This is a genomic window from Pseudomonas sp. BYT-1, from assembly GCF_023611805.1.
GTDB classification, from domain to species: Bacteria; Pseudomonadota; Gammaproteobacteria; order Pseudomonadales; family Pseudomonadaceae; genus Aquipseudomonas; species Aquipseudomonas guariconensis.
This window is the reverse complement of record NZ_CP072559.1, coordinates 5,101,376-5,120,918: the sequence shown is the minus strand read 5'-3', so window position 1 is coordinate 5,120,918 and position 19,543 is coordinate 5,101,376. Positions and strand designations below refer to the sequence as shown.

Genomic DNA, 19,543 nt, shown 5'->3' with positions numbered 1-19,543 from the left:
GGCGCAGGCCCTGTTGTTCTAAGGCTCCATGGTCGGCCGCTGGCCTTGCGGTGCCCATTGGACGTAAGTCTATAAGGCACGGCACGCCCCGCCTGGCAGGCGCCTGGGTGTCAAATAGACGACGAAAGGTGCCTTGCATAGCGTTGTTTTGCGGTCTGAACTCTTAGAACGGGATTTTTTTGACGAGATGAACATGGCCGAGCATGACGACATCCTCAGTGACGACGAGCGCGAGGCATTGGCCACGCTGACCGCTCCGGCTGCGCCTGCGCAACGGGTGCTGGTCGTGGACGATGATGTCGCGAACCGTGAAGCGTTGTGTCTTTACCTCAAGTCCAAGGGAATCGACTGCATCACTGCTGACGGTGCCCAGGCGGCGCTGAGCCTGCTCAAGCGCAGGGCCAACATCGGCCTGATGATCACCGACCTGCGCATGGAGCCCAAGGACGGGCTGGAACTGATTCGGCAGGTGCGTGAATCGCAGTGTGCGGCGCTTTCGATCATCGTGGTGTCGGGCGACACCGATGTGAAGGAGGCGGTGGACGTGATGCACCTTGGGGTGGTGGATTTCCTGCTCAAGCCAGTGGACCTGGACAGGTTGCTGGAGCTGGTGAGAAAGGAACTGGGAATCGAATAAAGCATTGGGGCCGCAGAGCGGCCCCAAAAGGTTTTACAGCCCGTTGCGTGCCTTGAACTCGCGGCGACGACGGTGCAGCACCGGCTCGGTGTAGCCGTTCGGCTGCTTGGCGCCTTCGATGACCAGCTCGATAGCGGCCTGGAACGCGATGTTGTCATCGAAGTTCGGTGCCATCGGGCGGTACAGGGCGTCGCCGGCGTTCTGCTTGTCGACCACCGCCGCCATGCGCTTGAAGCTTTCCAGAATCTGCTCCTGGCTGACGATGCCATGGCGCAGCCAGTTGGCCAGCAGCTGGGCGGAGATACGCAGGGTGGCGCGGTCTTCCATCAGACCGACATCGTTGATGTCCGGCACCTTGGAGCAGCCTACGCCCTGGTCGATCCAGCGGACCACGTAACCCAGGATGCCCTGGGCATTGTTGTCCAGCTCGTTGCGGATTTCTTCTTCCGACCAGTTGGTGTCGGTCGCCAGCGGAATGGTCAGGATGTCGTCCACCGAAGCCGGTGTGCGCTTGGCCAGCTCGCGCTGACGCTCCTGCACGTTGACCTTGTGGTAGTGCAGGGCGTGCAGGGTGGCGGCGGTCGGCGACGGTACCCAAGCGGTGTTGGCGCCGGCCAGTGGGTGAGCGATCTTCTGCTCGAGCATGGCGGCCATCAGGTCCGGCATGGCCCACATGCCCTTGCCGATCTGGGCGCGACCTTGCAAACCGGTGGCCAAGCCGATGTCGACGTTGTTGTTTTCGTAGGCGCCGATCCACTTCTCGTTCTTCATGGCGCCTTTGCGCACCACGGCACCGGCTTCCATGGAGGTGTGGATTTCATCACCGGTACGGTCGAGGAAGCCGGTGTTGATGAATACCACGCGCTCGGCGGCAGCCTTGATGCAGGATTTGAGGTTGACCGTGGTACGGCGCTCCTCGTCCATGATGCCGACTTTGACGGTGTTGCGCTTCATGCCCAGCAGGTCTTCGACGCGGCTGAAGATCTCGGCGGCGAAGGCCACTTCCTCCGGACCGTGCATCTTCGGCTTGACGATGTAGACGCTGCCGGTGCGGGTGTTCTTGCGGGTGGTATTGCCCTTGAGGTTGTGCAGGGCGATCAGGTTGGTGAACAGACCGTCCTGGATACCTTCGGGAATCTCGTTGCCTTGGGCGTCGAGGATCGCCGGGTTGGTCATCAAGTGACCGACGTTGCGCACGAACAGCAGCGAACGACCGTGCAGGGTGACGGTGCCACCGGCGGCTGCGGTGTACTCACGGTCAGGGTTCATGGTGCGGGTGAAGGTCTTGCCGCCTTTGGTCACGCTTTCGGACAGGTCGCCTTTCATCAGGCCCAGCCAGTTGCGATAGACCACGACCTTGTCGTCGGCATCGACCGCGGCGACGGAGTCTTCGCAGTCCATGATGGTGGTCAGAGCCGATTCCATCAGGATGTCCTTCACGCCGGCTGCGTCGGTGCTGCCGACCGGGGTGCTGGCATCGAACTGGATTTCGAAGTGCAGGCCGTTGTGCTTGAGCAAGATGGCGGTCGGGGCGCTGGCATCACCACGGAAACCGATCAGCTGAGCGTCATCGCGTAGGCCGCTGTTGCTGCCGCCCTTGAGGGCGACGATCAGCTTGCCACCGTCGATGCGATAGCCGGTGGAGTCGACGTGGGAGCCGGCCGCCAGGGGCGCGGCTTCGTCGAGGAAGGCGCGACCGAAGGCAATGACCTTGTTGCCGCGGACCGGGTTGTAGCCTTGGCCTTTCTCGGCACCGCCTTCGTCGCTGATGGCGTCGGTGCCATAGAGTGCGTCGTACAACGAACCCCAACGAGCGTTGGCGGCGTTGAGGGCGAAGCGGGCATTCATTACCGGCACGACCAGCTGTGGGCCGGCCATGTGGGCGATTTCTTCGTCCACGTTCTCGGTGGTGGCCTGGAAATCGTCGGCTTGTGGCAGCAGGTAGCCGATTTCCTGGAGGAAGCTCTTGTAGGCCACGGCGTCATGGGCCTGGCCTTTGCGTGCCTGGTGCCAGGCATCGATCTTGGCTTGCAGTTCGTCGCGCTTGGCGAGCAGGGCTTTGTTCTTTGGAGCGAGGTCATTGATGATCTTTTCCGCACCGGCCCAGAACTGCTCGGCGACGATGCCGGTCCCTGGAATGGCTTCGTCGTTGACGAAGTCGTACAGGACCTTGGCGACCTGAAGGCCACCGACTTGAACGTATCCAGTCATTGCTTGCCTCACTCTGCTCAGCTATTTCGCTCTTCTGTATTAAGCCTGTAGCGCTTCTCTAAACACGGCACCAGTACTTGCCCTCGTCTGAGCGCGGCTGGGTGCGGCTCGCCAGACGGGCTGGCGGGCGGGTTGCGTATTTTCACAGGCGCCTTGGCAGACATCCAAACGACGTTTTGTAGTCCGCACCGAGGCATACTACATGAGGCAGTAGGCTGGTGAACATCAGACTAAAAGCGTCGTTGTGCGACCAATCGGTCGCGTATGGTCACGCTGGGAGAGGATATGTTCGCAAAAAACAGGTGGATTGTTCCAGATAAATCTTGAAACAGTACACGATTCGTTGTGCGAACCGCCCTGCGGCAGGTTGCCGCGCCTTGCCTATACTGAGGCGATGCCCCCGTATTTCGCCGCGTGCAGCGGTGTCCTAGACCTAACAGCAGAGCTCAGGAGCGGCCCCGTGGACCATCTCGTACTGACAGTGATCGCCCCCGATAAAGCCGGGCAGGTCGAGCGTATCGCTCAATGCATCGCCGAGCATAACGGTAACTGGCTGGAGAGTCGCATGTCGCGGATGGCCGGGCAGTTTGCCGGGATTTTGCGTGTGGCGGTGCCGGCCGAGTCCTATGACGACTTGGTGGAGGCCCTGCAAAAGCTTTCCAGCCACGATATTCGCGTGCTGATCGCCGAGAGCGGTATCGAGCCTTCCTGCACCTGGAAACCGATCGCCATGGAGCTGGTGGGCAACGACCGGCCCGGGATCGTGCGCGATATCACCCGGTTGCTGGCCGAGCAGGGCGTGAATCTGGAGCGCTTCACGACCGAGGTGCGCCCGGCGCCGATGAGCAGCGAGCCGCTGTTTTGTGCCGATGCATTGTTGGCGCTGCCGCTGACGTTATCCCTGGATGACCTGCAACGGCGGCTGGAGAGCCTGGCGGATGATCTGATGGTCGAGCTGAAGTTGCGGCCCGAAGAGTGAATGCTGGCGGGTAATCCCGTGGAAGGGTTATCCCAGATTCGTGGGGGCGGCGCTGTGGATAACCTGGGGGTGCACCGCTGTAGCCCAGGCTTGTCAGGGCTTCCGGCGCTTTGAGCAAAAAATGTCCAGATTTCAGTGCGTTGTGCACAAAGCGCGGGGACGAGGGTGTGGATAACCTTTGGAGACATCGCTGCAGGCCACGTCGTACGTGGCTTGCAGCGGGTTGTTCGTTTTTTGATCAGGCGCGTTTGCGCAGGCTCAGCCAGGCATCCACGCTGTAAAGGGCCAGGCCTGCCCAGATGAAGACGAACGCCAGCAGGGTGCTGGACGACAGGTGTTCACCGAACAGCAGTACCGCCTGCAGCAGAACCAGAGTCGGCGCCAGGTACTGCAGGAAGCCCAGGGTGGTGTAGGGCAGGTGACGTGCGGCGGCGTTGAAGCACACCAGCGGAACCAGGGTGACCGGCCCGGCTGCCATCAGCCAGAGGGCTTCGCTGCTGGTGTAGAAGCTGGCATGGGCGCTGGTCGCCTCTGGATTGAGGAGCAGCCAACCGGCGGCCAGGGGGACCAGCATCCAGGTTTCCACCACCAGGCCAGGCAGGGCTGCGACCGGTGCCTGTTTGCGGATCAGGCCATAGAAGCCGAACGACAATGCCAGCACCAGCGACACCCACGGCAGGCTGCCGACTTGCCACACCTGCTGGGCCACACCCACCGCCGCCAGGCCCACCGCCAGCCATTGCAGGCGACGCAGGCGCTCGCCGAGCAACAACATGCCCAGCAGGACATTCACCAAGGGGTTGATGTAGTAACCCAGGCTGGCTTCGAGCATGCGTCCGTTGTTCACCGACCACACATAGGTCAGCCAGTTGCCGGCGATCAACGCCCCGCTCAGGGCCAGGATGCCCAGGCGGCGCGGGTTTTCACGCAGTTCGCGCCACCAGCCCGGGTGCTTCCAGACCAGCAGCAGGAGCGAGCCGAACAGCGCCGACCAGAGTACGCGGTGGACGATGATTTCCACCGCCGGGACGCTCTGGATGGCTTTGAAGTACAGGGGGAACAGGCCCCAGATGATGTAGGCGCTCAGGCCCAGGATGTACCCGCGGCGCGGGTTGGCGGCGTGCATGGAGAGTCCTTGCTTAGGTAACTAAATACTGCACGCCTATTGTAGACAGACCACCTGTCGCTTCTAAAACAATTTCAGCGGTTCTTCATCCAGCGCTGCGATCTGTTCGCGCAGGGCGAGGATCTGATCGCCCCAGTAGCGCGGCTGGCCGAACCAGGGGAAGCTCGGCGGGAATGCCGGGTCGTCCCAGCGCCGGGCCAGCCAGGCGCTGTAGTGCAGCTGGCGCAGGGCACGCAGCGGTTCGATCAAGGCCAGTTGGCGCGGGTCGAAGTCGTGGAATTCGTTGTAGCCGTCGATCAGCTCCGCCAACTGGCCCATGCGCTCCTCGCGGCTGCCGGCGAGCATCATCCACAGGTCCTGGACCGCAGGCCCCATGCGGCAGTCATCCAGGTCGACGATATGGAAGGCCTCATCGCGGAACATCAGGTTGCCTGGGTGGCAGTCGCCGTGCAGGCGAATCATTTCATGCGGGGTGCGGGCGTAGAGGCGTTCGACCCGTTGCAGCACGTCCCTGGCAACGGATTCGAAAGCCGGTCGCAGTTCTTTGGGTACGAAGTTACCTTCGAGCAAGGTGTTCAGCGAGGCATGACCGAAGTTATCCACCGCCAGCGTTTCGCGGTGCTCGAAGGGGCGGGCAGCGCCGACCGCGTGCAGGCGTCCGAGCAGTTGGCCCAGGCGGTAGAGCTGATCGAGGTTGCCCGGCTCCGGTGCGTGGCCGCCTCGGCGAGGAAACAGCGTGAAACGAAAGCCCTGGTGTTCGAACAGGCTGCGGCCTTCGTGCAGCAGGGGAGCTACCACCGGTACGTCGCATTCGGCCAGCTCGGCGCTGAAGCGGTGTTCCTCGAGGATCGCATCGTCCGTCCAGCGTCCGGGGCGGTAGAACTTGGCGATCAGCGGTTGCGCGCCTTCGATGCCCACTTGGTAGACCCGGTTCTCGTAGCTGTTGAGGGCCAGCACCCGGGCATCGCTGAGAAAGCCCAGGCTTTCCACGGCGTCCAGGACCAGGTCGGGGGTGAGGGTGTCGAAGGGGTGGGACATGAAGGCTCCGGGCACGGCGGCAGGATAAGGTGCCATGGTAGCGCAGGTTGACCAGAGGCTGCCCTGGCCCTGTTACACCGGAATCCCCAGCAATACATAAGAGGGATGAAACTGCACACGCACTTGGCTACCGGCATCCAGCTCATGCTGTGTAAGCCAGTGCTCATCGGCAAAGGCGCACAGGGTCTGCCCGTTACCCAGCACCAGCCGCACTTCGCTGGGCCCGTCTTCATCGGTCAGTACCTGTTCGACGGTGGCCATAAGGCAATTGCTGCCCGCTTCGACGTGATCGCCCTCGAGGAGCAACTGCACCCAGCCGGCCTTGAGCAGCGCGACCACGGTGGTATCGAGCGTCAGCTCCAGACGCTCGGTGCTGCCTCGGGTGATCAGCGCCTCGATCTGTAACCCGCCGCCAAGATCGAGGCTGACCCGGTCGTGCCGCCCTTCGCGGCGCAACCCGCTGATGCGTCCTTGCAGCTGGTTGCGGGCACTGGTGCGCAGCATCAGGCGGCCGAGCAGATCGAGGTCACTGCTTTCTTCGGCGGCGTCCAGCAACTGGGCCTGCAGGGTTTGCAAACGTTGATACAGGCGCAACACCCGCTCGCCTTCGGCCGACAGACGCGCACCGCCACCCCCACGTCCGCCCGTGCTGCGCTCCACCAAGGGTTGGGTGGCCAGGTTGTTGAGCTCATCGATGGCGTCCCAGGCAGCTTTGTAGCTGATGCCGGCCGCCTTGGCAGCGCGAGTGATCGAACCTTGTTCGGCAACATGTTGCAGCAAGGCGATGCGCTGAGGACGACGGGCGATGTGCTGGGTGAGCAGGGCAGGTAGTGACATGACGGAGGTCGGTCTCGGTGAAGATGCTGTGACGGTGCCGGTGGCCTGTTGGCAAGTCAAGACAAGGTGTCCTCCCTGCGATGGTGCCAGTACCACTCACTCCTGCCCTGGTTTGGGCGTGCGCGCCAGGCAATACACGTCGACCCGCCGGGCACCGGCTTTGCGCAGCAGTGTGGCGATGGCCTGGGCGGTGGCGCCAGTGGTCAATACGTCATCGATGATGGCCAGGTGAAGGCCATCGAGCCGGGCATCGGGTGCGAGCCCGAACGCCTGGCGCAGGTTGCGCTGCCGGGCCTTGGCGCCGAGGGTCTGTTGGGCAGGAGTGTCGCGGGGCCGGCGCAGCAATTGCTCGTTGCACGGGATGTTCACTTGCGCGGATAGCCACCGTGCCAGCAAGGCAGCCTGGTTGAACCCTCGTCGGCGCAGTCGACGAGCAGCCAGGGGTACGGGTAACAACTGGTCAGGTTTTGCCAGCCCCTCGGCGAAGCGATGCGACAGCGCCTGGCCCAGCAAACAGGCCATCAATCGGCCAAGCGGCCACTGGCTGTGATGCTTGAAACGGCTCACCAGCGTGTCGATGGGAAATCCGAAGTACCAGGGCGCCACGACGTGGTCGAAGGCCGGCCTATAGCGGCTGCAATGGCCGCAGGTCAAACCGGCCATCGGCAGGGGTAGGGCGCATCGGATGCAGTGATCGTCCAGCCAGGGCAGTGCGTGCTCGCATTCGGTGCACAGGGGATAGGCCTGGTCGGCGGGCTCGTCACAGAGCAAACAGTGCTGGCTAATATTTATACACTTGTAAACCAAGTGTTTTGCGAGTGGTTGACAGTGCATGGGCCTTCCATGAGTATGCGAGCTATCCGTGATGCGCTGGCGGGCTTTCCTGTCCCGGCGCCAGCAAGAGCCTAAACAAGGAAACACCGATGAGCGCCAGCACAACTGCAACAACACGTCACGACTGGTCCCTGGCCGAGGTCAAGGCCCTGTTCCAGCAGCCGTTCAACGACCTGCTGTTCCAGGCGCAGACCGTGCATCGCGCGCACTTCGACCCAAACCGCGTGCAGGTTTCCACGCTGCTGTCGATCAAGACCGGCGCCTGCCCGGAAGATTGCAAATATTGTCCGCAGTCCGGCCACTACAACACCGGCCTGGAAAAACAGAAGCTGATGGAAGTGCAGAAGGTGTTGGAAGAAGCCGCTCGGGCCAAGGCCATCGGCTCCACCCGCTTCTGCATGGGCGCTGCCTGGAAGCACCCGTCGGCCAAGGACATGCCCTACGTCCTGGAGATGGTCAAAGGCGTCAAGGCCATGGGGCTGGAAACCTGCATGACCCTCGGCAAGCTCGATCAAGAGCAGACCAAAGCCCTGGCCGACGCCGGCCTGGACTACTACAACCACAACCTGGATACCTCGCCGGAGTTCTACGGCAGCATCATTACCACCCGCACCTATGCCGAGCGTCTGCAGACCTTGGCCTATGTGCGCGATGCGGGGATGAAGATCTGCTCCGGTGGCATCCTTGGCATGGGCGAGTCGCTCGATGACCGCGCCGGCCTGCTGATCCAGCTGGCCAACCTGCCGGAGCATCCGGAGTCGGTACCGATCAACATGCTGGTCAAGGTCGCTGGTACACCGCTGGCCGAAGAGGAAGACGTCGACCCGTTCGATTTCATCCGCATGCTCGCGGTAGCGCGCATCCTTATGCCCAAGTCCCACGTGCGTCTCTCCGCCGGCCGCGAGCAGATGAACGAACAGATGCAGGCCCTGGCCTTCATGGCTGGCGCCAACTCGATCTTCTATGGCGAGAAGCTGTTGACCACCGCCAACCCGCAAGCTGACAAGGACATGCAACTGTTCGCCCGTCTCGGTATCCAGCCCGAAGCGCGCGAAGAGCACGCCGATGAGGTGCACCAGGCGGCCATCGAGCAGGCACTGGTCGAACAACGCAGCAACGAGCTGTTCTACGACGCAGCACAGGCCTGACATGGCGTTCGACCTGGCGGCGCGCCTGGCCGAACGGCGCGCCGCGGATCTGTACCGGCAGCGGCCATTGCTCGAAAGCCCCCAAGGGCCGGAGGTGGTGGTCGATGGCCAGCCGCTCTTGGCCTTTTGCAGCAACGATTACCTAGGGCTGGCCAACCACCCGGAAGTGATCGCCGCCTGGCGTGCAGGCGCCGAGCGCTGGGGAGTGGGGGGAGGTGCCTCGCATCTGGTGGTCGGTCACAGCACGCCTCATCACCAGGTGGAAGAAGCCCTGGCCGAACTGACCGGACGCCCACGCGCGCTGCTGTTTTCCACCGGCTACATGGCCAACCTCGGCGCCATCACCGCCTTGGTGGGGCAAGGCGACACGGTGCTGCAGGATCGTCTCAATCATGCCTCGCTGCTCGATGGCGGACTGCTCAGCGGTGCGCGTTTCAGCCGTTACCTGCACAACGACCCCGTGAGCCTGGCCAACCGCCTGGAGAAGGCGACCGGCAATACGCTTGTGGTCACCGATGGGGTGTTCAGCATGGACGGCGACCTGGCCGACCTGCCTGCGCTGGCCAAGGCCGCCCGCACTCATGACGCCTGGCTGATGGTCGATGACGCCCATGGACTGGGCACGCTCGGTGCCCAGGGTGGCGGCATCGTCGAGCATTTCGGCCTGGGCGTTGAGGATGTTCCGGTGTTGATTGGTACCCTGGGCAAGGCGTGCGGCACCGCTGGTGCTTTCGTGGCCGGCAGCGAGGAGTTGATCGAGGCGTTGGTGCAGTTCGCCCGTCCCTATATCTACACCACCAGCCAGCCGCCAGCGCTGGCCTGCGCCACGCTCAAGAGCCTCGAGCTGCTGCGCCGCGAGACCTGGCGCCGCGAGCACCTGGCGGCATTGATCCGCCAGTTCCGCGCGGGCACCGAGCAGATCGGGCTGGCGCTGATGGACAGCCCGACCGCGATCCAGCCGATCCTGATCGGCGACAGCGCACGCGCCCTGCAGTTGTCCCGGATGCTGCGCGAGCGGGGCTTGCTGGTGACTGCGATCCGCCCACCGACCGTCCCCGCCGGCAGTGCACGCCTGCGCGTGACCCTGAGCGCGGCCCACAGCGAGGCGCAGGTCCAGCTATTGTTGAATGCATTGGCCGAGTGTTACCCACTGCTGGAGTCCGCCGATGCGTAACCGACTGATCCTCTTGCCCGGCTGGGGCCTGGGCACTGCTGCACTTGAACCGCTGGCTGCAAGTCTCAGGGCCCAGGATTCACGTCTGCAGGTCGAGCTGATGCCGCTGCCGGAGCTCGCCGATGCCGATGTCCATGCCTGGATCGATTACCTGGACCGCAAGCTGCCCACCGACAGTTGGCTGGGCGGCTGGTCGTTCGGGGGCATGCTCGCCAGTGCCCTGGCGCACACACGTGGCGATCACTGCTGTGGTCTGGTGACGCTCGGCAGCAACCCGAGCTTCGTCCAGCGCGCTGATTGGCCCCATGGCATGGCAGTGGACACCTTCGGTACGTTCCTCGACGGCTGTCGCAGCCATCCGCAGGTGACCCTCAAGCGTTTTCGCAGCTTGTGCAGCGATGGCGCGCAAATGCCGCGCACGCTACTGCGCCAGTTGGGTGTCGGCGTGCCGGACACCGATCCGCTCTACCTGGCCACAGGGCTGGAAGTGCTGGCCAAGCTGGACACCCGCAATGCCCTGGAGCAGTACGGCGGGCCGCAATTGCATCTTTTTGCCGGCAGCGATGCGCTGGTGCCGGCGGAGGCAGCCAAGGCCTTGAGCGAGTTGTTGCCGGATGTGGAAGTCGGCCTGGTCGAAGACAGTTCCCACGCCTTCCTGCTGGAGTATCCACAGGAGCTGGCGGCGGGTATCAAGAGTTTCCTGCATGAGAGTGGTGATGACTGACCTTTCCCGTCCGACCCTGCCCGGCACTCTGCCGGACAAGCGCCAGGTGGCGGCCTCGTTCTCCCGCGCTGCAGCCAGCTACGACAGCGTGGCGGCCCTGCAACGGGCGGTGGGCCTGACGCTGCTCGGCCAGCTCCCTGCTGACCTGCAGCCTGAGCGCTGGCTTGACCTGGGCAGCGGCACGGGGCATTTCAGCCGCGCCCTGGCCGAGCGCTTCAGCGCTGCGACGGGTGTGGCAGTGGACATCGCCGAAGGCATGTTGCGCCATGCCCGTGAACAGGGCGGGGCGCATCATCATGTGGCGGGCGATGCCGAGCGGCTGCCGTTGCGCGATGACAGTGTCGACCTGGTGTTCTCTAGCTTGGCGGTGCAATGGTGCGACCAGTTCGGCAGCGTGCTGAGCGAAGCCCGCCGTGTGCTGCGGCCGGGCGGGGTGCTGGCATTCAGCAGCCTGTGCGTCGGCACCCTCGATGAGCTGCGTGCCAGTTGGCAGGCGGTGGACGGCCTGGTCCACGTCAATCGTTTCCGACGCTTGGAGGACTATCAGCGGCTGTGTGGCCAGAGTGGCCTGCAGATGCTTGGCCTGGAGCGTCGCCCGCATGTCCTGCATTACCCAGACGTGCGCAGCCTGACCCACGAGCTCAAGGCCCTGGGGGCGCACAATCTCAACCCTGGACGGCCTTCGGGCCTGACCGGGCGGGCGCGGATGCAGGGCCTGTTGCAGGCCTACGAACGCTTCCGCCAGCCCGAGGGCCTGCCGGCCACCTACCAGGTGGTCTATGGCGTACTGCGCAAACCCTTGGCAGACGAGGCGTGACATGAGCCAGGCCTATTTCATCGCGGGCACCGACACCGATGTCGGCAAGACCACCATCGCGGCCGGGCTGCTGCATGCGGCGCGGTTGGAGGGCTTGAGCACCCTGGGCGCCAAACCGGTGGCATCCGGCTGCACGCCAGGCGCCAAGGGCCTGCGCAACGCCGACGCCCTGGCCTTGATCGCCGAAAGCTCGGTGAAGCTGCCCTACGAGCAGGTCAATCCATTCGCATTCGAGCCGGCCATCGCTCCGCATGTGGCGGCCCGTGAGGCAGGGGTCAGCCTGGACGTACCGGTGCTGCTGCAGGCCATGCAGCATGTACTGGCCCAAGGGGCCGACTTCACACTGGTGGAGGGGGCAGGGGGCTGGCGGGTGCCGTTGTCCGCCCATGCCCATCTGTCGGACCTGGCTATCGCCTTGAAGCTGCCGGTGATCCTGGTGGTGGGCGTGCGCCTGGGCTGCATCAACCACGCTTTGCTGAGCGCTGAAGCCATCGCCCGTGATGGGCTGCCACTGGCAGGATGGGTGGCCAATATCGTCGACCCGCGGACGTCGCGTCTGGAAGAAAACCTCGCCAGCCTCGCCGAGCGATTGCCGGCGCCTTGCCTGGGACGGGTGCCGAAGCTCAAGCAGGCCACAGCCGAGGCCGTGGCGGAGCACCTGCACCTGGATCTTCTGGATTGACGCGCTCAACATTGTCTATTAAGTGGCACAAGGCTATTAGGTATTTAAACGGGCCTTTTACGCTTTCGGCTGCTTTAATAAGCCTGACCTCGCATCCTGCGTCTTTGGAGTCCTGACATGGAAATCACCGGTAGCACTGCCTATTACGCTGGCCTTGGCGCCATCCAGGCCGGGCAGAACCGAGTCGACCAAGCCGCCAGTCAAATCGCCAGCAGCACCGTCGAGCGTGCCGCCACCAGCCAGTCCAGCGACTATCAAGCCGAACGCCTGCGAGCGGTCGATCGCAGCCAGCAGATGGACCTGGCCACCAGCACCGTCGAGTTGGCGCTGGGCAAGCATGAAGTCGCATTGGGCGTGAAAGTCGCCAAAGCCTCGGACGAGATGCTTGGCCGGTTCATCGATACTTACGTCTGATCCAACCCCCATCCACCGCCTAGACTCCTTGTAGAGGGGCGGTTCTATCCGCTGATTTTCTGACCTCAACCAGACGGCTCCGTTGTCTGTGTCGTCCTATTCGCGGTTAAACCTGCGAACAGGCTGCGGCATCCAGGGTCGCTTCGGCGCTTATGGCGTTTATGTCGTGTTTCGCGGCGTAAATGGCACCATAGTCCATCCTTGACATTGGGCGGGGCTAAACGTAAGTTTCAAACAACTGTTTGACCGAAAGCCGCCAAGAGCTGGTTGGTACCTGCGGTCTCTCCACTGGACTCATCACAGAGGTTCATCGCTATGCCTGATTACAAAGCCCCCTTGCGTGATATTCGCTTCGTCCGTGACGAGCTGCTCGGCTACGAGGCGCATTATCAGAGCCTGCCGGGTTGCCAGGACGCCACGCCGGACATGGTCGACGCGATCCTCGAGGAAGGCGCGAAGTTCTGTGAGCAGGTGCTGGCGCCCCTGAACCGTGTCGGTGACCTGGAAGGCTGCACCTGGAGCGAGTCGGGCGTTAAGACCCCGACCGGTTTCAAGGAGGCCTACCAGCAGTTCGTCGAAGGCGGCTGGCCGAGCCTTGCGCATGACGTGGAACATGGCGGCCAAGGTCTGCCTGAGTCCCTGGGCCTTGCCATTAGCGAAATGGTCGGTGAGTCCAACTGGTCCTGGGGCATGTACCCAGGCCTGTCCCACGGCGCCATGAACACCCTGTCTGCCCACGGCACCGCCGAGCAGCAGCACACCTACCTGACCAAGTTGGTGACCGGTGAATGGACCGGCACCATGTGCCTGACCGAGCCGCACTGCGGTACTGACCTGGGCATGCTGCGCACCAAGGCCGAGCCCCAGGCGGATGGTACCTACAAGGTGTCCGGCACCAAGATCTTCATTTCCGCTGGCGAGCACGACATGGCCGACAACATCGTCCATATCGTCCTGGCCCGCCTGCCCGATGCCCCGGCGGGCACCAAGGGCATCTCGCTGTTCATCGTGCCGAAGTTCCTGCCCAACGCCGAAGGCGGTGTTGGCGAGCGCAACGCCGTGAGCTGTGGCTCCATCGAGCACAAGATGGGTATTCACGGCAATGCCACCTGCGTGATGAACTTCGACGGCGCCACCGGCTTCCTGATCGGCCCTGCCAACAAGGGCCTGAACTGCATGTTCACCTTCATGAACACCGCCCGCCTGGGCACCGCGCTGCAGGGCTTGGCCCACGCCGAAGTGGCTTTCCAGGGTGGCCTTAAGTATGCCCGCGAGCGTCTGCAGATGCGTTCGCTGACCGGCCCGAAAGCGCCAGACAAAGCAGCCGACCCGATCATCGTCCACCCGGACGTGCGCCGAATGCTGCTGACCATGAAGGCCTTCGCCGAAGGCAACCGCGCCATGGTCTACTTCACCGCCAAACAAGTGGACATCGTCAAGTACAGCCAGGACGAGGAAGAGCGCAAGAAAGCCGACGCCCTGCTGGCCTTCATGACTCCGATCGCCAAGGCCTTCATGACCGAGGTTGGCTTCGAGGCTGCCAACCACGGTGTGCAGATCTACGGTGGCCATGGCTTCATCGCCGAGTGGGGCATGGAGCAGAACGTACGCGACAGCCGCATCTCCATGCTGTACGAGGGCACCACCGGTATCCAGGCCCTGGACCTGCTCGGTCGTAAGGTGCTGATGACCCAGGGCGAGGCGCTCAAAGGCTTCACCAAGATCGTGCACAAGTTCTGCCAGGCCCAGGAAGGCAACGAAGCCGTCAAGGAATTCGTCGAGCCGCTGGCCGCGCTGAACAAGGAGTGGGGCGAACTGACCATGAAGGTGGGCATGGCCGCGATGAAAGACCGCGAAGAAGTCGGTGCTGCCTCGGTGGACTACCTGATGTATTCCGGCTACGCCTGCCTGGCGTACTTCTGGGCCGACATCGCCCGCCTGGCTGCCGAGAAGCTGGCCGCCGGCACCAGCGAAGAGGCGTTCTACACTGCCAAGCTGCAAACCGCGCGCTTCTACTTCCAGCGTATCCTGCCGCGTACCCGTGCGCACGTGGCGGCCATGCTGTCCGGCGCGGGCAACCTGATGGCCATGAAGGAAGAAGACTTCGGTCTGTCCTGCTGAGCCAAGCGGTAACCAGGAAAAACCGCCTGCCTTCACCGGCAGGCGGTTTTTTTTTGCCTGGCGCTGCAAGCACACATCCAGCAATCGTTTAAACGTTCCGTGTATTCATCTATTCATGTGCGCTGCCGATGAACTAGAGGCACAATGCTATTATTGATCTGCCGGGTCGGAGATTGCCTTTTGTTTCGTTTATCCGCTGTACGCGCGAGCCATTTCCTGCCTTCGTTGTTCCTGTTGCTGTCGGGGCTGGCGGCAGCTTATGTGAGGGACCTCAGCGTCTTCTTCACCTCCCTGTTCAATGTACTGCCGACATTGGTGTTGTTGCTCGGCGGTGCCTATTGCGCCGTGTACCGTCGCCAGCGCGAGCTGTTCTTGATGGTCACGGTGTACATCGCCTACTTCCTGCTCGACACGCAGACCGATTTCTATCGCGACAACGGCCGGGTCCGAGAGGATGCGGCGGTCGTGTTCCATCTGGTCTGCCTGCTGTTGCCCCTCCTGTTCGGGCTGTTCGCGGCGTGGCAGGAGCGCACCCACCTGGCCCAAGACCTGCTCGCCCGCTTCGCCGTGCTGTTCGCCGTCGGCAGCGTGGCAGTGGCGTTGGAGCAGAGTTTTCCCCAGGCACTGCTGAGCTGGTTGGCGGAGATTCGCTGGCCATCGCTGCATGGTCAATGGATGAGCCTGATCCAGCTGGCCTATCCACTGTTCCTGGGGATGTTCGTACTCTTGGTGGTGCAGTACCTGCGCCAGCCACGGCCCTTGCATGCGGCGCAGATCATCGGTCTGATCGGCATCTTCTGGATGCTGCCCAAAACATTCATCCTGCCGTTCACCCTCAACATCATGTGCAGTCAGGTCATGCTGATGATCGCAGCGGCGGTGTCTCACGAGGCCTATCAAATGGCCTTTCGCGATGAGCTGACTGGCCTGCCGGGGCGCCGCGCTCTGAATGAGCGCATGCAGCGGCTGGGGCGCAACTACGTGATCGCCATGACCGATGTGGACCACTTCAAGAAATTCAACGACACCCATGGTCACGATGTCGGTGACCAGGTGTTGCGTCTGGTGGCCAGTCGCTTGGGGCGTGTGACCGGGGGTGGGCGCGCCTATCGCTACGGTGGCGAGGAGTTCGCGCTGGTCTTTGCCGGCAAGACGGTCGAGGAGTGCACGCCCCACCTGGAAGCGGTGCGGGAAATGATTGCCAACTATGCGATCCAGCTGCGTGACCAGAACAGCCGCCCACAGGACGATTCGACCGGACGTCAGCGCCGCGCGGGCGGCGCGGGCAGTACGGTTTCGGTGACCATCAGCATTGGGGTTGCGGAACGCCAGGTGGATCATCGTTCACCGGACGAGGTGCTCAAGTCAGCCGACGAGGCGCTCTACAGCGCCAAGGGAGCCGGTCGTAATTGCGTCATGGTTTTCGGGCAGCATTCCCGGCGCGGGGCGGTTCGCATGGCGTCGTGATCGTGGTGACTGAAACTGACTTATCAGTCGCATGATGACCCTATGTCTCGTAAAAGTTGTTCGGTTACACTGGCTCCAACCTAGTGTCGCGATCCTGAGGGATCGCCCCGACCTGATAGCGAGAGGTTGTCATGGCTGAGTACAAAGCGCCGCTGCGCGACATGCGTTTCGTTCTGAATGAAGTCTTCGAGGTGGCCAAGCTCTGGTCCCAACTGCCGGCCCTGGCCGAGGCGGTCGATCAGGATACCGCCATGGCTGTTCTGGAAGAGGCGGGCAAGGTCACCGGCAAGACCATCGCTGGGCTAAGCCGTAGCGGCGACGAAGAAGGCTGCCATTGGGACAACGGCACCGTGCGCACCCCGGCTGGCTTCATCGAGGCCTACAAGACCTACGCCGAAGGCGGCTGGGTGGGCGTGGGCGGTGACCCGCTGTTTGGCGGCATGGGCATGCCCAAAGCCATTTCGGCGCAGGTCGAAGAGATGGTCAACGCCTCCAGCCTTGCCTTTGGCCTATACCCGATGCTGACCGCAGGTGCCTGCCTGTCGATCAACGCCCACGCCAGCGAGGCACTGAAGGAAAAGTACCTGCCCAACATGTACGCCGGTGTCTGGGCCGGCTCCATGTGCCTGACCGAGCCCCATGCCGGTACCGACCTGGGAATCATCCGTACCAAAGCCGAGCCCCAGGCTGACGGCAGTTACAAGGTCAGCGGCACCAAGATCTTCATCACCGGCGGCGAACACGACCTGACTGAGAACATCATCCATTTGGTGCTGGCCAAGCTGCCGGATGCGCCGGCGGGTCCCAAAGGCATCTCGCTGTTCCTGGTGCCTAAGTTCCTGGTCAACGAAGATGGCAGCCTGGGGGCACGAAACCCGGTCACCTGCGGCTCGATCGAGCACAAGATGGGCATTCAGGCCTCGGCCACCTGCGTGATGAACTTCGATGACGCCACCGGTTACTTGGTGGGCGAGCCGAACAAAGGCCTGGCGGCCATGTTCACCATGATGAACTACGAGCGCCTGGGTGTTGGCATCCAGGGCCTGGCGTCGGCCGAGCGCTCCTACCAGAACGCTGTCGAGTATGCCCGCGAGCGCTTGCAGAGCCGGGCACCGACCGGCCCGCAGGCCAAGGACAAGGCCGCCGATCCGATCATCGTCCACCCCGATGTGCGTCGCATGTTGCTGACCATGAAGGCGCTGATCGAAGGCGGGCGTGCCTTCTCCACCTATGTCGCCCTGCAACTGGACAGCGCCAAGTACAGCGAAGATGCCGCCACGCGCAAGCGCAGCGAAGAGTTGGTAGCGTTGCTGACCCCCGTGGCCAAGGCCTTCCTCACCGACCTGGGCCTTGAGTGCACCGTTCACGGCCAGCAGGTGTTCGGCGGTCACGGATACATCCGCGAATGGGGGCAGGAGCAACTGGTCCGCGATGTGCGCATCACCCAGATCTACGAAGGCACCAACGGCATCCAGGCCCTGGACCTGATGGGACGCAAGGTGATCGGCAGTGGCGGCGCGTTCTACCGCCTGTTCTCCGATGAGATCCGTCAGTTCATTGCCAGCGCCGGTGCCGAGCTGGATGAGTTCACCCAGCCACTGGCCACCGCGCTCGACGAGCTGGACGGGTTGACCGAATGGGTACTGGCGCAGGCCAAGGGCAACCCCAACGAGATCGGTGCGGCCTCGGTGGAGTACCTGCAGGCGTTCGGTTACGTGGCTTATGGCTACATGTGGGCTTTGATGGCGCGCGCTGCTCGGGCCGGCAAGGACGACGAGGCGTTCTATGGTGCCAAGCTTGGCACCGCGCGCTTCTACTTTGCCCGTTTGCTGCCGCGCGTGAATTCGCTGGTGGCATCGGTGAAAGCCGGTAGCGAGACGTTATACCTGCTCGACGCCGCACAGTTCTGATATCGCCCATGTAAGCCCGCTCCTACACGGTCACCACGGCCAGGTAGGAGTGGGCTTTTTTTCGAGTGCGAATCCACAGCATGTCGTCTTTTGAGACTTTTGTGTAAGTGATTTCTTACACGACGCGGTGGCTTTTTTCCTCTTTTCTGAAATTGGATCCAGGGCTAATCTTCACCCCATGGACGTAGCGCAGGATGCGCAATGGACAGAACAGGGACAACGTAGGATTTCCTGCCAGGGTGGCGGGGCGATAAGGATGTCAAGGGAAACAGTCTGGAAAACCCCGCTTCGGCGGGGTTTTCTTTGTCCGCTCGTTTTTCAGCCAAGCACGTCCAAGGGCGAAACGCCTGGCAGGCGGGCGTCGGTCTCTTCCTCCAGCAGTGTACGCAGCAGTTCCACCGAGGCCTGCTGGCGCTGGGCATCGCGGAACACCAGGCCGACCTTCAGCGGCACCCTCGGTTCGCTCAAAGGCTTCCACAGCAAGTCCTGGTCATCTTCGGTGGCATCCTTCGCCCGGCCGGGCAGGATGGTTGCCAAGGCGGTATGGGCCAGGCTGTCGAGAATCCCCGCCATGTTGTTCATCTCCGCCTGCACTTGCGGCCTGCGCCCCAGGCTGGCCAGTTGCGCCTGCCAGATCTGCCGAATCTGGAACTCTTCGCCGAGCATCAGCATCGGTAACTCAGCCGCCTGGCGCAACGAGACTTTCTTGAAGTCCTTCAAGGGGTGGGTATTGGGGATGACCAATTGAAGTTCATCTTCGTACAACAGCAATCCATGCAAGCCCGGTTGGCGTGGCGGCAGGTAGCTGATGCCGATATCCAGGCTGCCATTAAGCAGGCGCCGCTCGATTTCTAACCCTGACAACTCATAGATCTGCACCACCAGGTGCGGTTGAGCCCGGCGCACGCGCTCCAGCAATTGCGGTACCAAACTCGGGCGCACGGTCTGCAGTACGCCGATGGCCAGCGTACGCAGAGACTGGCCTTTGAAGTTGCGCATCGCTTCATGGGCGCGCTGCAGGCCGTCAAGCAAGGGCAGGGCGTGGTTGTACAAGGTATGGGCGGCGAGGGTCGGCAGCAGGCGTTTGTTGCTGCGCTCGAACAGACTCAGGTCGAGGCTGTGTTCAAGTTGGCGGATCTGCTGCGACAACGCCGGCTGGGACAGCGACAGGCGCTCGGCGGCCCTGCCCACATGGCCTTCTTCATACACCGCGACGAAATAGCGCAGTTGTCGAAAATCCATAAGATCTACTTATCGAAAAAGCTGGAAAAACGGAATGGCCGAATGTCGGCTTGAAGCCTAGTCTATCGCCGTATTCCAAAGGGTTACAGCGCTCGCCGAGCCGATTGTTACCTGCAGGGAAAAACACTTTTGATAGGCAAGGCAAAATAAACCGCTGCCGACCCTGACCCAGATGGCTGGAG

The 19,543-nt window shown here is 62.7% G+C and carries 17 protein-coding genes; 11 read left to right on the top strand and 6 right to left on the bottom strand.

Features of this window, described 5'->3' with window-relative positions:
• The first annotated feature begins 187 nt into the window (after positions 1–187).
• Positions 188–637, top strand: a complete 450-nt coding sequence (locus J5X93_RS24035; RefSeq protein WP_232095199.1) for a response regulator — start codon at positions 188–190, stop codon at positions 635–637.
• Between the two features lie 33 nt (positions 638–670).
• On the opposite strand, the gene J5X93_RS24030 is transcribed toward J5X93_RS24035, so the two are convergent.
• Positions 671–2,848: a malate synthase G gene (locus J5X93_RS24030; protein WP_250034138.1), complete on the bottom strand. Its 2,178-nt coding sequence runs from the start codon at positions 2,846–2,848 to the stop codon at positions 671–673.
• Positions 2,849–3,308: 460 nt separating this feature from the next.
• Here J5X93_RS24030 and J5X93_RS24025 point away from each other — a divergent pair, with 460 nt between their 5' ends.
• A complete protein-coding gene (locus tag J5X93_RS24025; protein WP_043212645.1) occupies positions 3,309–3,827 on the top strand; it encodes a glycine cleavage system transcriptional repressor in 519 nt (172 codons plus the stop codon).
• A gap of 238 nt (positions 3,828–4,065) precedes the next feature.
• On the opposite strand, the gene rarD is transcribed toward J5X93_RS24025, so the two are convergent.
• The 4 genes from rarD to J5X93_RS24005 form a co-directional block, all read right to left on the bottom strand.
• The gene (rarD, locus tag J5X93_RS24020; RefSeq protein ID WP_090346268.1) at positions 4,066–4,953 is read right to left on the bottom strand and encodes an EamA family transporter RarD; all 888 of its coding nucleotides are present in this window, start codon (positions 4,951–4,953) and stop codon (positions 4,066–4,068) included.
• A gap of 63 nt (positions 4,954–5,016) precedes the next feature.
• Positions 5,017–5,991: a serine/threonine protein kinase gene (locus tag J5X93_RS24015; RefSeq protein ID WP_090346265.1), complete on the bottom strand. Its 975-nt coding sequence runs from the start codon at positions 5,989–5,991 to the stop codon at positions 5,017–5,019.
• 72 nt (positions 5,992–6,063) lie between these two features.
• On the bottom strand, positions 6,064–6,828 hold the full coding sequence (locus J5X93_RS24010) for a TOBE domain-containing protein (RefSeq protein WP_250034134.1): 765 nt from the start codon (positions 6,826–6,828) through the stop codon (positions 6,064–6,066).
• A gap of 96 nt (positions 6,829–6,924) precedes the next feature.
• Entirely contained in the window at positions 6,925–7,662 is a 738-nt protein-coding gene (locus J5X93_RS24005) for a ComF family protein (RefSeq protein ID WP_250034131.1), read from the bottom strand.
• An 89-nt stretch (positions 7,663–7,751) separates the two neighbouring features.
• Here J5X93_RS24005 and bioB point away from each other — a divergent pair, with 89 nt between their 5' ends.
• From bioB to J5X93_RS23960, 9 genes are all read left to right on the top strand, one after another.
• Positions 7,752–8,810 (top strand): biotin synthase BioB, encoded by a 1,059-nt coding sequence (gene bioB / locus J5X93_RS24000; RefSeq protein ID WP_043212657.1) that lies wholly within the window; start codon positions 7,752–7,754, stop codon positions 8,808–8,810.
• Between the two features lies 1 nt (position 8,811).
• Complete coding sequence (gene bioF, locus J5X93_RS23995) at positions 8,812–9,984, top strand: 8-amino-7-oxononanoate synthase (RefSeq protein ID WP_070571961.1); 1,173 nt, start codon at positions 8,812–8,814, stop codon at positions 9,982–9,984.
• A complete protein-coding gene (locus tag J5X93_RS23990) occupies positions 9,977–10,708 on the top strand; it encodes an alpha/beta fold hydrolase (RefSeq protein ID WP_250034129.1) in 732 nt (243 codons plus the stop codon). Before bioF ends, J5X93_RS23990 begins: the two co-directional genes overlap by 8 nt.
• Positions 10,701–11,525 (top strand): malonyl-ACP O-methyltransferase BioC, encoded by an 825-nt coding sequence (gene bioC / locus J5X93_RS23985; RefSeq protein WP_102081053.1) that lies wholly within the window; start codon positions 10,701–10,703, stop codon positions 11,523–11,525. The genes J5X93_RS23990 and bioC overlap by 8 nt, the downstream gene beginning before the upstream one ends.
• 1 nt (position 11,526) lies before the next feature.
• Positions 11,527–12,207 (top strand): dethiobiotin synthase, encoded by a 681-nt coding sequence (gene bioD, locus J5X93_RS23980; RefSeq protein ID WP_043215852.1) that lies wholly within the window; start codon positions 11,527–11,529, stop codon positions 12,205–12,207.
• 117 nt (positions 12,208–12,324) lie between these two features.
• Positions 12,325–12,621 (top strand): hypothetical protein, encoded by a 297-nt coding sequence (locus J5X93_RS23975; protein WP_043215853.1) that lies wholly within the window; start codon positions 12,325–12,327, stop codon positions 12,619–12,621.
• 315 nt (positions 12,622–12,936) lie between these two features.
• On the top strand, positions 12,937–14,742 hold the full coding sequence (locus J5X93_RS23970) for a phenylacyl-CoA dehydrogenase (protein WP_043215854.1): 1,806 nt from the start codon (positions 12,937–12,939) through the stop codon (positions 14,740–14,742).
• Between the two features lie 180 nt (positions 14,743–14,922).
• Complete coding sequence (locus J5X93_RS23965; protein WP_090346249.1) at positions 14,923–16,209, top strand: GGDEF domain-containing protein; 1,287 nt, start codon at positions 14,923–14,925, stop codon at positions 16,207–16,209.
• 131 nt (positions 16,210–16,340) lie between these two features.
• On the top strand, positions 16,341–18,119 hold the full coding sequence (locus J5X93_RS23960) for an acyl-CoA dehydrogenase C-terminal domain-containing protein (RefSeq protein ID WP_043210343.1): 1,779 nt from the start codon (positions 16,341–16,343) through the stop codon (positions 18,117–18,119).
• A gap of 318 nt (positions 18,120–18,437) precedes the next feature.
• Here the strand turns inward: J5X93_RS23960 and J5X93_RS23955 are convergent, their stop codons facing one another.
• Positions 18,438–19,361, bottom strand: coding sequence for a LysR family transcriptional regulator (locus tag J5X93_RS23955; RefSeq protein ID WP_043210345.1), 924 nt, complete (start codon positions 19,359–19,361; stop codon positions 18,438–18,440).
• Between the last annotated feature and the right edge of the window lie 182 nt (positions 19,362–19,543).